The organism is Campylobacter sp. BCW_6464 (assembly GCF_001762775.1).
Classification (GTDB): domain Bacteria; phylum Campylobacterota; class Campylobacteria; order Campylobacterales; family Campylobacteraceae; genus Campylobacter_D; species Campylobacter_D jejuni.
On sequence record NZ_MJXM01000046.1, the window covers coordinates 1 to 14236 of the forward strand.

Sequence of the window (14236 nt, forward strand, 5' to 3'; positions counted from 1 at the left end):
TGCCAAAAAAGAAATAGTAGCTAAAGATAAAACTATTTTTTTAGAATTTAAACAGGGTTCTTTGCCCTCTCCTATAGGTATTTTAGTTAATGTGATATTTTTCATAAGATTTTCCTCCCTTTATAATTTGTTCTATATGTTATATTTTTTAAAAATAATATAAAATACAAAATAAAACGACAGAATATTAAAATAGTTATACTTAAAATATTATTAAATACTTATTATTATAAAACTATATGATTTGAATTTAAAATTTTATTTTATAAAAAAAATTGATTTAATGAGAGTAAATTTAATTAAATATTAAAATTATTTGTGAGATATTTTTAATTAATTTATATTAATTAAAACTAGCCTGTAAATTCAGTAGCTTCGTAGCCTATAGGTTTATCTACAAAACAAGATTTTTCTTTTAAAAATACAACTTCTATAGTTCCAACAGGCCCATTTCTATTTTTTCCAACAATAATTTCAGCATTTTCTTGCATAGGATTTGGTATAAAAAGCCTTTGATAAGCTTTGCCTTCAGCTTTAGCTTTATTCTCTCTTTCTTTTTCTTCTTGCTCTCTATAAACCTCATCGCGATATACAAACAAAATAGCATCCGCATCTTGCTCTATAGCTCCACTTTCTCGCAAATCACTCATCAAAGGACGCTTATTTGCTCTTTGCTCTAAGCCACGATTAAGTTGTGAAAGTGCGATAATAGGCATATCAAGCTCCCTAGCCAAAAGCTTAAGTCCTCTTGAAATTTCACTCACTTGCAAATGCCTATCATTAAAATTTGAATTACTCATCATAAGCCCTATATAGTCAATCACACAAAGTCCTATACTTTCATCTTGAGATTTTAAACGCCTTAAAATAGCCCTTACATCAGCAATAGTTGCATAACCACTGTCATAAATATATAATTTCTTTTGACTATAATCATTACAAGCATCTCCTAAACGCTCCCATTCATCATCGTTTAAATCTGCGGTTAAAATTCTTTGTAAAGGGATAGAAGTTTTTGAAGAAAGCATTCTTTGCATGATTTGAGTTGCGGGCATTTCAAGAGAAAACAAAGCCACACCTTTATTTTGTCTTAAAACTTTATCGATGAAATTTAAACAAAGGGTTGTTTTTCCCATACCTGGGCGCGCAGCGATTATTATAAGTTCACCTCCTTTAAAACCTTTTGTCATTTTATTTAAACCCTCAAAACCTGTATCAAGCCCTATGATATTTTTATTTTCTAAAGTTTTTTGCTTTTTAAATTCTTCAAAAAGTTCTGATATTACTATATTAACATCTTTAATATCTCTAAAATTTACACGATTTGTAATGCTAAAAATTTCTTTACCAATTTCATCTGCGATTTCACTTACGGCACGATTTTCATTAATACGAGCTGGTAAAAGATGTGCAAAACTCAAAAGTTGTCTTTTGATGGACTTTTCGCGAAGTTCATTTACATAAGCAGGCAAATCTATCATAGAAGGAGTGGCAAGAATTTCTGCTAAAATCTCTTCATCTATTTTTTTATGTTTTTTTAAAAAACTTATAGAAATGGGCTCTTTGTTGTTGCTACAAGCTATAATTGCTTTAAAAATATCTTCATGAGCTTTAAGACTAAAATCTTTCGGACTAATATCGCCTGCTATACTAGCGTAAGCTTCTTCACTCATGATGCAACTGCTTAAAATAGCTCGCTCTAAATCCAAGTCATAATACTCTTGTTGCACTAAATTTCCTTATAAATATAAATAGTTTTAAAAATTTTATCTAAAAAAACTTAAAATTATAAACTTTAATTTTTTATAAATATTTAAAGTAATGTTAGTTACAATTATAATCACAACATTTATTTTATTAGGAGAACGTTTGAAAAAACATTTATTTTCATGTATTTTAGCTTCCATCTTAGCCCAGTCAGCTATGGCTGTAGATTTTCAAGAAGGTTTTAGTGGAAATTTAAGCATAGGTGTAGGTGCAAGAGATATTAAAAGCAATATTTCAACTTTAGCGGATAGTGATTACTTAGGTGGTTATGATGCTGATAATTCGGACTCTTCTTTTATTCCTTTTATCGGTGTAGAACTTTACTATGGCAACCTTATAGACAATGATAGAGTTTTTATCAAAAACTACAATGGAAGAGATATCAGCGGTATAGCTTTAGGTTATGAAAAAGCCTATTTAGAGCGTTTTAGCACTTCTTTTTCTGTAATTTCTTCTTTAAGAGAAAAAGCTTATGCAAATCCTTATCAAATAGGCAATAGAGAAGAAACTGATGTTGATAGATATGGTTTTAAAATCTCTCAACTTTACGAAAGTGATTTAGGAAAATTTACAGCTTCATATTTATTTAGCAAAAACAAATATGATAAAGACGCAGTTGAGTACAACTCTTTAAAAAGAAAGGGGTATTATCACGAGTTTGAATTAAATTACAATTATAGTTTGTTAAATTTAGGACTAAGCTATGATTATAATGATGCAGATGGAAAAGCTCAAAGTTACTCAAGATATGGTTTAAGCATGGGAGCAAATTTAGCTTTTGCTAATGACTATATCTTCACCCCAAATTTAAGTCTTAGTAAATATGAAGCAGTAGGAACAGACCCTATCTTCCACAAAAAACAAGACGGTAATATAGTTAAGCTTAATCTAAAAGTTGTTAAAAATCAATTTTTGGGCTATAACGGACTTTATGGTTTTGCAAATTATGGTATAGAAAAAAGAAATAGCGATATAGGATTTTATGATGAAACCTATCAAGTTGTTTTAACTGGAATAGGATATAAATTCTAAAAAATTATAAAAAAAGCTCCTTTGATAAAATTTAAAAAAGATCTATCCACTATAAAGATAGATCTTTAAAAATCCTTTTAAGAAAAATCCAAGCTAAAATCAAAACACAAAATTCAGCAAAAAATGGACTTAACCATACTCCATTTAAACCTATAAAATAAGATAAAAGCAAAAGAAAAAATAAAGGCATGAATAAATTTTGCATTAAGCTTAAAACCAAAGAAAAACTTGCTTTATTAAAAGCTGTCAAAAAAGAACCGCTTAGGATATTAAACCATGCAAAAAGATAATTAAAAGCAAAAAGCATCAAAGCTGTATAAGCAAAAGTTTTAAATTCTTGATCATTTTCTTTTGCAAAAAGTGCTATTAAATTTTCTCCAAATATCAATATAAATACTATAGAAAATAAAGATAAAATTCCCCCTGCAAAAAATACCACTTTTATAATAGCTTTAATCCTTGAAAAATCTTTTTTAGCATAGTTGTAACTAAGTGCAGGTTGCATCGCATCTCCCATAGCAATAATAAGCATTATAATAAAACTATCAATATATAAAACTATAGAAAAAGCTGCCACGGCTTGAGTGGTAGAAATTTTTAACAAAACAAAATTTGCAAAAATACTATATAAAGAACCCGAAACATTGCCAAAAAACTCGCTACTTCCATTATAAAGAATATTTTTTAAAATTCTCAAATTTATATATAAACTTGAGAATTTAAGCTCTAAATTTTGAAATAAAAAAGGAAAAATTCCAAAAATACCACCTAAAACAAGTCCCAAACAAGTTGCAAGGGCTACCGAAAACAAGCCCCAACCAAATACAACTATAAAAAGACAATCAAATACAATATTACTTAAAGCTATGATTATGTTCATAATCATACTATAGGTTGTTTTTCCACAAATTCTTAAATAATTATCCAAGGCAAAAGAAAGCATAGTAAAAGGTGCAAATAAAGCAAAAACAAACATACATTCTTTAGCCATGGTTTTAATCTCATCGCTGACATTTAGACAATCAATCAAAACAGGTCCTAAAAAATACTCCAAAATTCCAATAAAACAAGAGATTAGAAAAATAATTAATATACTAGAACTAAATATCTTTCTAGCTAAATTCTTCTTGCCTAAACCCAAATGCATAGAAATTTGCACTGCTGAACCTATAGCTATCATATCAGCCAAAGCAAAAGACATCATAATAAAAGGAATAATCAAGGCTAGTGCTGCTAAAGCATCACTTCCTAGATATTTTCCAACAAAAATTCCATCAACTATATAATAAAAAGAAATAAAGGCCATGCTTATGACATTTGGCACGGCGCATTTTATAAAAAGCCTAAAAGGGCTTAAAGTGCTAAAAATATTTGACATACAAATCCTTTAAAAATATTAAAATAAAATATTTTTAAAGACGCTAGTAGAGTGCTTGAAGTCCTAAAATATAGAAATTTAGACGATAAGTTCTTATTGTTGTTTTTGTATTGGTTTTATTTTGCATTTTCATAGATTTAAATTAAAATAATAAGAATTATAAAATTTACTTATTAATAAGTCAAATTTAGCCCAAAGGCTAAATTTTAAAGCACGGAAAGAATTTTTACAGCGTCATTTAACCCTGTAACTATACTTGCTCCATTTTTAGTAGCAATATCTCCTGCTACAAAGATACCTTTAACATTGCTTTGTTTATTTTCATCCATTAAAGGCACGCCTTTATCATCAACATTAATCCCGCATTTTTGTAAAAAATCAAGTGGAGTAGAACCACCAATAGCATAAATGATTCTATCATAAATATCGCTTGTACCATCGGTAAAATTTACCTTAGCCTTGCCACTATCATCTTCTATCTCATTAATGTCAATTCCTAGTTTTAACTCTACTTTACCCGAATTTCCAGCTTCGTGAATATCTTTAAGATTGATATCATTTAATCTTGTAAATTCTTTTTTGCGATAACAAAGGCTAACTTGATTTGAATTAGCCAAATCCACAGCGTATTCTGCCGCTGAATTTCCACCACCTACAACAAGAATTTTTTCATTTCCCAAAACTGAATTGGCATTAAAATTAATGATTTTTGTTAAAGTCATAGGAAGTTTGTAATCAGGCTTATTAGGCTTACCCATTCTACCTATAGCAACGATGATGTTTTTACACTCATAAACGCCTTTAGCTGTGCTTACTAAAAAAACTCCATTTTCATTTTTAACGCTCTCAACTTCAGAGCCAAATTCAACTTCTATATTGTGCTCTTTTAATGCGTTTTGAAAAGTTTCTATAGTACTTTCTTTGGTGCCATCTTCAAAAGGAACATGTCCATGATTAGTTCCTTCGCATCCCTTATAAGCTTTATCTACTCTTTTGCCATCTTTATAAAATTGCATTAAAGTTTGGCAAATGTTATTTGATTTTTCCAGTATCAAAACTTCTTTGTTTTTAAGCTTAGCTTCAACAGCACAGCCTATGCCTGTTGGACCTGCACCTACTATAATTAAATCTATTTTTTTCATTTATATTTACCTTTCAATTCTGATTTTTTTTGTATAATTTATCAAGTTTTTTGTAAATAAAGGATTAAAAATGCGAAATTTGCTTGAAAATATTAAGAAAAATTCTCAAAAACTACTTAACTTAACACCTAAAGATAAAGAAAAAATTATTTTAAAATTAGCTCAAATTTTAAGAGAAAATTTCAAAATTATCCTAGAAGCAAATGAAAAAGATATAGCAAATTTCACAAAAAATGGAGCAATAAAAGATAGGCTTTTGTTAGATGAAAAACGCATTTTAGCTCTTTGTGAAGGTCTAGAAAAAATCGCTTATATCGAAGATCCTATAGGCAAAATTTCTAAAGCTTGGAAAAATTATGCGGGTTTGAGTATACAAAAGATGAGCATTCCTTTAGGACTCATTTGTGTTATTTACGAAGCAAGGCCTAGTCTTAGCGCTGAAATCGCAGCTTTAATGATAAAAAGTTCTAATGCTTGTGTATTTAAAGGTGGAAGTGAAGCAAAATTTACAAATGAAGCTATATTTACTCTTGTTAGCAAAACACTTAAGGAATTTGGTTTGCAAGATTGTTTTGCTATGTTTACTCAAAGAGACGAAATCAAGCAAATTCTAACTTTTGATGATTTAATCGATGTGATCATACCTCGCGGTAGTTCAAATATGATACAAGAAATTGCAAACAATACTAAAATTCCTCTCATTAAGCAAGATAAGGGCTTGTGTCATGCTTTTGTAGATCAAAGTGCTAACTTAGATACGGCTTTAAAAATAATCCTTAATGCAAAGTGTCAAAGAGTAAGTGTTTGCAACGCTTTAGAAACGCTTTTAATCCATGAAAAAATTGCTAAAAATTTTATAAGTCTTTTAATCCCTGAATTTAAAAAATTTAAGGTAAAAATTCACGCCCATGAAAATGCTTTGGCTTATTTTAACAACTCAAATTTAGAAGTTTTTAAAGCAAGTGAAAATACCTTTGATACAGAATGGCTTGATTTTGCTTTAAGTGTAAAATTAGTAAAAGATTGCGATGAAGCTATAGATCATATCAACAAACACAGCTCCTTGCATTCTGAAACCATTATCTCAAATGATGCTTCAAATATCGCTAAATTTCAACGCCTTATAAACTCATCTTGTATTTATGCTAATGCTTCAACGCGTTTTAGCGATGGAGGAGAATTTGGCTTTGGCGGGGAAGTTGGAATTTCAACTAGCAAATTGCATGCAAGAGGTCCTATGGGGGTTGAAGATATTTGCACTTATAAATATATAATCAATGGGGAAGGACAAATTCGAGAGTGAATAAAATAGAAATGCTAAAGCAACACTTTAAAGAAATTGCTAAACTAAATTCAAGTGAACAAGTTTGGCAAATGCCTTTTTTTGCGGCTTTGGGTGTGGGTATAGTTTTAGGGTTTAGTGTATTTTTTGGAAAATTAAACTATGGACTCATTGCCATGATAGGAGCTTTATCTTTTTTATATGTTCCAAACACTCCTTTATATCATAGAATGGCTGTTGTGATGTGCTGTTCTTTTGGCATAGTTTCTAGTTTTTTCTTAGGAATTTTAACCCATTTTTTACCTGCAATTTTTGCCTTCATCCCTATAGGACTTGTGGCCATGGGAAGTTCTATTTTAATTAGATATTATAACATTGGTACACCTGGATATTTTTTCTTTGTATTTTCTTGTGTTTTAGGAGCTTATTCTCCTTTTGAAGCTAAGGATTTTATCTTTTTAGTGGGTCTTGTTTTTCTTGGGGCAATGGTAGCTAATTTAATGGCTTTTTTATATTCTATCGTTGTGATTTATGGATTTAAAAATGCTTTACCTAGCGAAATTCCACCTAGAGAATACATAGGTTTTGACGCAGTTTTTGTGGATTCTTTGATCATGGGTTCTTTTGTGGCTTTTTCTATATTTATAGGAACTTTTTTAGAACTTGAAAGAAGTTATTGGATAGCCATTTCTTGCACAGCTATTATGCAAGGTGTAACTTTAAATTCTATATGGATTAAACAAATTCAACGCATCATAGGAACGGCCTTAGGAGTATGTTTTGCATGGTGGCTTTTATCTAAACAATTTCACGATATAGAGCTTGTTTTACTTATGATGTCTTTGTTTTTTATAGGACAATTTTTAGTCAATCGAAACTATGCTTTAGCTATGATTTTCTTTACTCCTTATGCTACTTATCTTTCAGAAGCAGCTAATTTTATGAGTGAAAATGCAGATACATTGATACTCGCTCGTTTAATTGATGTCGTAATAGGAAGCATTTTAGGACTTTTAGGTGGTTTTGTAATTTATAAACCTTATCTAAGAGTACATTTTGAACGCATTGCAAAATACATCTTTAGGATAAAACGAAAAGCTTAAAAGTCAAATAAAACACAAGCATTATCCCCTAAAATTTGCTCTTGTTCTTTTTTAGATACGACAACTTCATTAAAAGCTGCTAGAGCCGATGAAAAATTAATATTTGCTTCAAAATTTGTATGCGGCCAATCACTTCCAAAAACAAAATTGCTAAGTGGAAAATGTTCTTTTAAAATTTCATATATTTTCTTTGCAAATTTTATAGCTTGTTCATTATTAACATAGTCTATTTTTGCCCTATAAAAACCGCTAATTTTAAAAAATATTCTAGAATTTTTTAAGCAAATTAAATCCTCTAAATTTGTTAAGTTTGCATTAGCTCTTGCTAAATGATCAATAACAATATTACAACCATAAGGAATTAAATTTTTAACAATATCAACAAGATTATTATCCAAATCTCTTTGAATTTCTATTTGCATTTTAAGCTTACTTAAATTTTCAAAAAATTGAGTCCAAACCGTACTTTTAAAATTTGGCAATTCTTTGCCAATTAAATTTAATCTAACTCCACAAGCTTTTCTTTCTTTTAGTTTTTGAAGCTCATCAAATTTAATACCTTCATCAACCACAACTATAGCTTTTATATTTTCATCTTTTTCGATACTCTGAAGCAAAAATTCATTATCAACACCTAAAAAACTTGGCTGAACTAAAACCCCTTTATCAAAATCATAATGATCTAAATTTGCTTTATAATCTTTAAAACTAGCGTCATAATCAGGCTTATATCTTGCATTTGCAACTGTATTTAACTTTTTCAAAAATATATGTGCATGAGTATCAATCTTCATTAAATTATCCTTATAAAATAAAACTCATTATAATAGTAGCTAAAATCGCCGCCATAAATCCTATTGGCACAGCTTTAATAAGTAAATCTTTAAATAATTTTTCCTTATATTTATCAGGACAAGATCCTAAAATTAAACTTCCTCCAGAAGAAAAAGGAGAAATAGCGGAAGCTTGAGCCCCTACAACAATACAAGAAAAAAGCAATGCCTCGCTTAATCCACTGCTTGCAGCAATGCTTGGAACTATAGGAAAAAGCGCTGGAGTAACCACACCCAAAGTACTTGAAAAAAGCGACATAAAAGCTGCAATAGCACACATTATTAACGGAATAAAAATCACATTGACCTCATTTTCTACAAGATCTGAAAATAATTTTATAGCCCCTGCTTCAACTGCTATGCTAATTAACATCCCTACTCCACAAATCATTATTAAGGTTCCCCAAGGAATTAAAGCAACAACTTGTTTCTCATTGGCTAATTTTAAAAATAAAGCAATGGCAACAAAAATCATGGCTATCATAGCTATATCTATTTTTTTATTAAAATAACTAATTGTCTCATTATGTGGAAAAATAATATTTAGCACAGGAAAGATTAAAACAACAATAATCATCATAAACATGAGAATTAAAGTAGTTTTTTGTTTACAATCAAATGGATCAGGTTTTGAAATAACACTGGTTTGCATCTTATTTTTAAAAGCATTAAACACAAAAAAAGATAATACCACAATAGGCAAAATTATAGTAAAAGCAAAAATAATACTAGAATTTATAAAAGCTTCATTTGCTTCAATACCTGAATTTTGCATCAATCCTCGAAAAATAATCCCACTTTGAGAAGTCATAAAATTTGCTCCTCCTAAAGCACCATAGTTTATGGCCATAGCTCCGGCAATTTTACTTAAACCGATTTTATCGCAAAGTAAAAAAGTAAGGGGTGCCATAAAAGCCAAAACCGTATAAAAACCCGCTCCTAAAGCAGCTATAATAGCACTAACCACAAAAATAACAAAAGGAAGCAAATAGGGATGATTAGCAAAACGATACATCAAATGTCCAGCTAATTTTTCAAGAGTTCCATTTACGGTTGCAAAATTATAAAACAATGAAACAGCAAAAATAACAAAAAATATAGAAATAGGCCAAAAAGCTATGATTTTTTTAGGAGCTAAATCCATAAAAAAGGCTCCTATAATATAAGCAAAAATCATAGCAAAAATTCCAACATTATGTCTAGTAATATAGCCTAAAATGATGGCTACTATAATACTAGAGATGATTAAAAAAACCATTATCATCCTTTAAAATATTATAGGGCTTATGATATCAAAAAATATATTTTTCAAAGCATAAAAACAAAATCTAAAATTTAAAAAATATCTATTTAGTAACAAATTTACTCATCTTATAAAATATTTTACAGAATATCTTGAATTATAACAAGCAAAAACCCTTTTTAGGCAAAAAAACAACACCATAATCCCATCTAAAAATATTTGAAAATAGAAAAAATATTCTCATAAGCTCATCTTTATAATATAGAATTAAAACACTACAGAAAAGTCAAGTTTAAAAATTTAAAGAATGCCTTGAAGAATAAAATAAAAAATTGTATAAATTTAAAAAAGCCTTGGAATAGTCCAAAAGCTTTTTTTGTATTACTTGTTCGCTCTTTCTATATACTCACCACGCACAGTATCAACGCGTATAACTTCACCTTCTAGCACATGAAAAGGAATTTGCACTACTGCGCCTGTTTCTAAAGTAGCTGGTTTTTTATTTGATCCTTGAGTATCGCCTTTGAAATTTGGAGCTGTTTCGATGATTTTGAGTTCAACAACTTGTGGAACTTCTACGCCGATAGCCTTGCCATTATGAAAAAGTACATCTACCATCATACCATCAAGCATCCATTTTTTTGCCTCACCCACATCATCATCACTGATAGCTACTTGTTCATATGTTTGTGTATCCATAAATTGGCAATTTTCACCATCATCATAAAGATACTGCATAGTTTTATCTTCTAAATTTGGAGCTTCACATTTATCGCCTGCATGGAAAGTTTTTTCAAGTACCTTGCCATCAATAAAAGATTTGATTTTAATACGCACAAAAGCAGGACCTTTACCTGGTTTTACATGCTGATACTCAACTATTTTAAAAGGAATTCCATCGATTTCTATTTTAAGTCCCTTTTTTAAATCACCCATTGAATAAGATGCCATAAATTTCCTTTGTTAAAAAATAAAAAATAAAAAATAAAAAATAATTCTATCAAATTTTGATTGATATCACAATAAAATTATTTTATTTGATAAAAAAATAAGTAAAATTACGCTAAAATTTAAATTTAAAGCATAGTAAATGCTCGCTTCTTTTTAGAAGAGGAAAGTCCGAGCTGCTAAAGACAAGCATTCCATCTAACAGATGGCTAGGGCAACCTAAGGGATAGTGCAACAGAAAGAAAACTACCACACAAGTGGAAAAGGTGAAACGGTGGGGTAAAAGCCTACCAGCGATTTTGGCAACAATTTCGGCTATGTAAACCCAATGTGCAGCAAGAAGGGATGGTTAGCGTCTTTGTTTTAACCCTTCGCTTGATTTTGTTTGTAAAAACAAAACTAGATAAATGAGCATTCAAGACAGAACTCGGCTTATCGCTATGCTTTTTAAGATCTAACATAGGTCAAAGCTTTTTGAAATTTTTGAATTTCAACAGCCTTTGCTTTTTTCTTTTGTTCAATTAGTGCAACAGCTTCTTGCAAAAGAGCTTGAATTTGATAAAATATATCATTTATATTTTCTTTTATAAAGTCTTCTGAGGGCGATCTTTTAGCTAAATTTTTAATAAAAGCTTTCATATCAAGTTTATCAAGTAAATTTTCAAGCTTATTAATATCTTCTTGAATTAACGCGAGTTTAAAATCATTGATCCACTGTTTCATTACTATGCACTTCTCTCCAAGCTTCTAGTAAACCTTTGGTTACATTTATAACTTCATTAATTCTTTCTTCGTTATTTTCTAAATTTGCCAAAGATAAAAGTTGAATTTCTCTTGTATAAAGCCCACTTAAATAATGCGCCACATCTCCACCTTTTTCATAATCTAAAGTATTAATAAGCTCTATAAAAATAGCTGTTGTTCTTTTTACAAAGTATACTCTTTGCTCTATATCCTCGTTTCTTATCGCCACTTTAGCCCTTGCACAAAAACGCAAAATTCCCTCATAGAGCATTTCGATAAGTTTTTGCGGAGATTCTATCCCCGCTTGATTTTGAGAATAAGCATTATAAGCTAAACTATTTTGCATCTTTTTTATCCTTAATTATTAGAATTATTTGCTGCATTGATCATATTAGTCACAGTTGTTAATTGCTGATTAAGTTTATTTAAGATGCTCTCATATTGCAACCATTGATTTGCCATTGTATCATACCTTGTATCAATCAAAGTTTGAGTTGATTCTTTGGTTTGGGTTAAAGACTTAGTATCATTTGTTAAACTCTCATCGTATTTTGTTAAAGAGCCATCTTTGCCTGTTATACCTTGTAAAGTTGTTTTAAGTTGCGCAAAAACACCCACACCTTCAACTGCCTCAGCAGCAATGCTCGTTTGACTTAAGCCAAATTGTTTAAGAAATTCGCTATCTCCTTTTATGGCAAAATCAGAACTTCCGTCGGTTTTAAAATTAAGCTTATATCCTTTTTCTCCATCTTTTTCATAAGTTTCAACTTTAACTGTTAAACCTTCAATACCTTTACTATTGATATGATCAGCCAAATTTTGAAGCATTTCTTGTTCTGTTTCACCTGTCAATTTAAAAGTGGTTCCATCGGCATTTTTAGATAAATCATAAGTTTCAAAATTCGTAACAATTTGAAATTTTCCAGATTCAAAACTTATACCTTTATTATCCTCTTCTTTGCCTAAATAGTCTTTAAGACTATCTGTTTTAATTAAATCACCAGTATAGTTTATATCCTTGTATTGAGTAATGCCTGAAAAAAAGCTTTCAGTTAAATCAGGATTTTCCTTCATCTTGCTTTCAAAAGTAGAAGAGTCAAAATTTAGAGTTCCTGACTCAGTCATACTTAAACCATAGTCTTGTAAAGAAAGCATTACCTTAGCACTTACTTTATTTCCATTAGTATCTTCTACAGTACCATCAACTGATTGAGTTTTAAAAAGCACAGAAATGATACTAGAACGTATAGAATTTACCTCTGTCACACCTTGTAATGAACCCTTAGTTCCTGTTTCACTATTATAGTCTGTAGCAGCATTAAGATTTAATACTAAGTCATTATAGGCATCAACCATATCTTGCATAGCCTTAGTAACAGACTCGCTATCTTGCTGAACATCAAAATTAATTTCGCCTGTTTTGTTTAAGGTTAAAGTAATCCCTACTCCAAGATCGGTTATAGTATTGCTCGATCTTGTCATCTTGATACCATCCATGGTAAATTTAGCATCTTGAGCTTTTTGTATATGCAAAGGATCATCTTCACTATCAATGATACCAACACCTTTTTTACTTTTAGCAGGATCAAAATCTTTTAAAGCATCTTCATCGAGTTTCCAACCAAGACTTTCAAAAACTTTTTTAGCATTTTCATCAACCTCGTATTTACCATCAGAACCTTTTACACCCGGATAAAAGCTTATAGCACTATCTTCACCTGTTTCTTTACTCGTTAAGGTTAAGCGATAAGGTGCGTCTTTTTCTCCTGTATTTACCATCTTAGCTACAATTTCTCCACCTGTAGCGGTATTGATCTTATCTACTAAATCGCTATAAGTTGTATTTTTATCTATAGTAACGCTATACTCTTTTCCGTTAGAAAAAAAGGTTAGATTTGTAGCTTTTTCTAAATTTACATTGATAATTCCTGTATCATTTACCAAACCCTTGCTTTGATAAACATCTTTTTGGGCAAGTTGAGTCACATTGATATTCATGCTTTGCAAAGCAACACCTGAAGTCACACTAAGGCTTGCAGGAGGATTATCAGTGATACTTGCTATAACCTTTCTTTTTGCAAAAGCCGTAGAGTCTCCTAAAGACGATACAGCTGCTTGAAAAGCAGAAAGCTTGGTTTTAAGCTCGGTTAAATCTTTTTGTTTGGTTGTATTTTCTTCGATTTTTTTAGTATAAGGATCAATACGAGCTTTTTGTTCAGCTTCTTTTAACTTGTCTAAGGTTTCTTGAGTTAAAACCCCAGAACCAAATCCTAAACTAGATAAACTACCAAATGCCATTTTTAACTCTCCTTATCAAATATCATTCCTATCACATCTCTAAAATACTCAGCTAATCTCATAGCTTCTTCGCTAGGAATTTGACGAATTTCCCTTCCAGTACTTTTTTCAGTCACGCTAATATACATAGAATTAATTTTATCACTATAACCAAAACGAACATTAGTATCTAAAGAATCCATTTGTTCATTTAGCTTTTTTGTAATATCAGCTAACTTTTCATTCACACCTTGTTGTTGTCCATCATCGCCTCCTTGGCTTTGACTTCTATCGGTTTGAATGTTTGAACTAGCCTGTGCCTCACTTATTCTTTGGCTAATGTTTGCCAAAGCTGTATCCATTTGCCCATTTGCCTTCGATATTTCCATTTTAAAATCCTTTTTAAAATTTCTTATTGCTAGTTAAAAGCTTATATCGACAAATTTATAAATTTATGAACACCTAGTAAAGAAAAAATTTATTTTTC

General features: G+C 30.2%; 13 protein-coding genes, 1 other RNA gene and 1 pseudogene. 4 read left to right on the forward strand and 11 right to left on the reverse strand.

Annotated features, from left to right (window positions below):
• Together AJ885_RS10960 and AJ885_RS04350 are read right to left on the reverse strand one after the other, a co-directional pair.
• A pseudogene (locus AJ885_RS10960) lies at positions 1-105 on the reverse strand (autotransporter); the annotation flags it as partial.
• 248 nt (positions 106-353) lie between these two features.
• Positions 354-1730 carry a replicative DNA helicase gene (locus AJ885_RS04350; RefSeq protein ID WP_070248459.1) on the reverse strand — a complete coding sequence of 459 codons (1377 nt, stop codon included), beginning with the start codon at positions 1728-1730 and terminating at the stop codon, positions 354-356.
• A gap of 139 nt (positions 1731-1869) precedes the next feature.
• Here AJ885_RS04350 and AJ885_RS04355 point away from each other — a divergent pair, with 139 nt between their 5' ends.
• Positions 1870-2799 carry a DUF2860 family protein gene (locus AJ885_RS04355; RefSeq protein ID WP_070248457.1) on the forward strand — a complete coding sequence of 310 codons (930 nt, stop codon included), beginning with the start codon at positions 1870-1872 and terminating at the stop codon, positions 2797-2799.
• 49 nt (positions 2800-2848) lie between these two features.
• On the opposite strand, the gene AJ885_RS04360 is transcribed toward AJ885_RS04355, so the two are convergent.
• Positions 2849-4177 (reverse strand): MATE family efflux transporter, encoded by a 1329-nt coding sequence (locus tag AJ885_RS04360; RefSeq protein WP_070280794.1) that lies wholly within the window; start codon positions 4175-4177, stop codon positions 2849-2851.
• Positions 4178-4383: 206 nt separating this feature from the next.
• Positions 4384-5319 (reverse strand): NAD(P)-binding domain-containing protein, encoded by a 936-nt coding sequence (locus AJ885_RS04365; protein ID WP_070280795.1) that lies wholly within the window; start codon positions 5317-5319, stop codon positions 4384-4386.
• 70 nt (positions 5320-5389) lie between these two features.
• Between AJ885_RS04365 and AJ885_RS04370 the strand changes: the two genes are divergently transcribed.
• Both AJ885_RS04370 and AJ885_RS04375 read left to right on the forward strand, forming a co-directional pair.
• Complete coding sequence (locus AJ885_RS04370; RefSeq protein WP_052821944.1) at positions 5390-6622, forward strand: glutamate-5-semialdehyde dehydrogenase; 1233 nt, start codon at positions 5390-5392, stop codon at positions 6620-6622.
• Positions 6619-7704, forward strand: coding sequence for an FUSC family protein (locus AJ885_RS04375; protein ID WP_070248453.1), 1086 nt, complete (start codon positions 6619-6621; stop codon positions 7702-7704). Before AJ885_RS04370 ends, AJ885_RS04375 begins: the two co-directional genes overlap by 4 nt.
• Here the strand turns inward: AJ885_RS04375 and AJ885_RS04380 are convergent.
• The 3 genes from AJ885_RS04380 to efp form a co-directional block, all read right to left on the reverse strand.
• Positions 7701-8498 carry an amidohydrolase family protein gene (locus AJ885_RS04380; RefSeq protein ID WP_070248451.1) on the reverse strand — a complete coding sequence of 266 codons (798 nt, stop codon included), beginning with the start codon at positions 8496-8498 and terminating at the stop codon, positions 7701-7703. The two genes, AJ885_RS04375 and AJ885_RS04380, sit on opposite strands and share 4 nt — an antisense overlap.
• Before the next feature lie 10 nt (positions 8499-8508).
• Complete coding sequence (locus AJ885_RS04385) at positions 8509-9801, reverse strand: SLC13 family permease (protein WP_079860277.1); 1293 nt, start codon at positions 9799-9801, stop codon at positions 8509-8511.
• 360 nt (positions 9802-10161) lie between these two features.
• Entirely contained in the window at positions 10162-10731 is a 570-nt protein-coding gene (gene efp / locus AJ885_RS04390) for an elongation factor P (protein WP_002855210.1), read from the reverse strand.
• A gap of 127 nt (positions 10732-10858) precedes the next feature.
• Between efp and rnpB the strand changes: the two genes are divergently transcribed.
• Positions 10859-11179, forward strand: an RNA gene (gene rnpB, locus AJ885_RS04395) — RNase P RNA component class A.
• Here the strand turns inward: rnpB and AJ885_RS04400 are convergent.
• From AJ885_RS04400 to AJ885_RS04415, 4 genes are read right to left on the reverse strand one after another with little or no spacing between them, the layout of a single operon-like run.
• Positions 11176-11451 (reverse strand): hypothetical protein, encoded by a 276-nt coding sequence (locus AJ885_RS04400; RefSeq protein ID WP_002861272.1) that lies wholly within the window; start codon positions 11449-11451, stop codon positions 11176-11178. The two genes, rnpB and AJ885_RS04400, sit on opposite strands and share 4 nt — an antisense overlap.
• Complete coding sequence (gene fliS, locus AJ885_RS04405) at positions 11432-11818, reverse strand: flagellar export chaperone FliS (protein WP_002861271.1); 387 nt, start codon at positions 11816-11818, stop codon at positions 11432-11434. Before fliS ends, AJ885_RS04400 begins: the two co-directional genes overlap by 20 nt.
• A gap of 11 nt (positions 11819-11829) precedes the next feature.
• Positions 11830-13770, reverse strand: a complete 1941-nt coding sequence (gene fliD / locus AJ885_RS04410; RefSeq protein ID WP_070280797.1) for a flagellar filament capping protein FliD — start codon at positions 13768-13770, stop codon at positions 11830-11832.
• Positions 13771-13772: 2 nt separating this feature from the next.
• A complete protein-coding gene (locus tag AJ885_RS04415; protein WP_044778755.1) occupies positions 13773-14138 on the reverse strand; it encodes a FlaG family protein in 366 nt (121 codons plus the stop codon).
• Positions 14139-14236 lie beyond the last annotated feature (98 nt).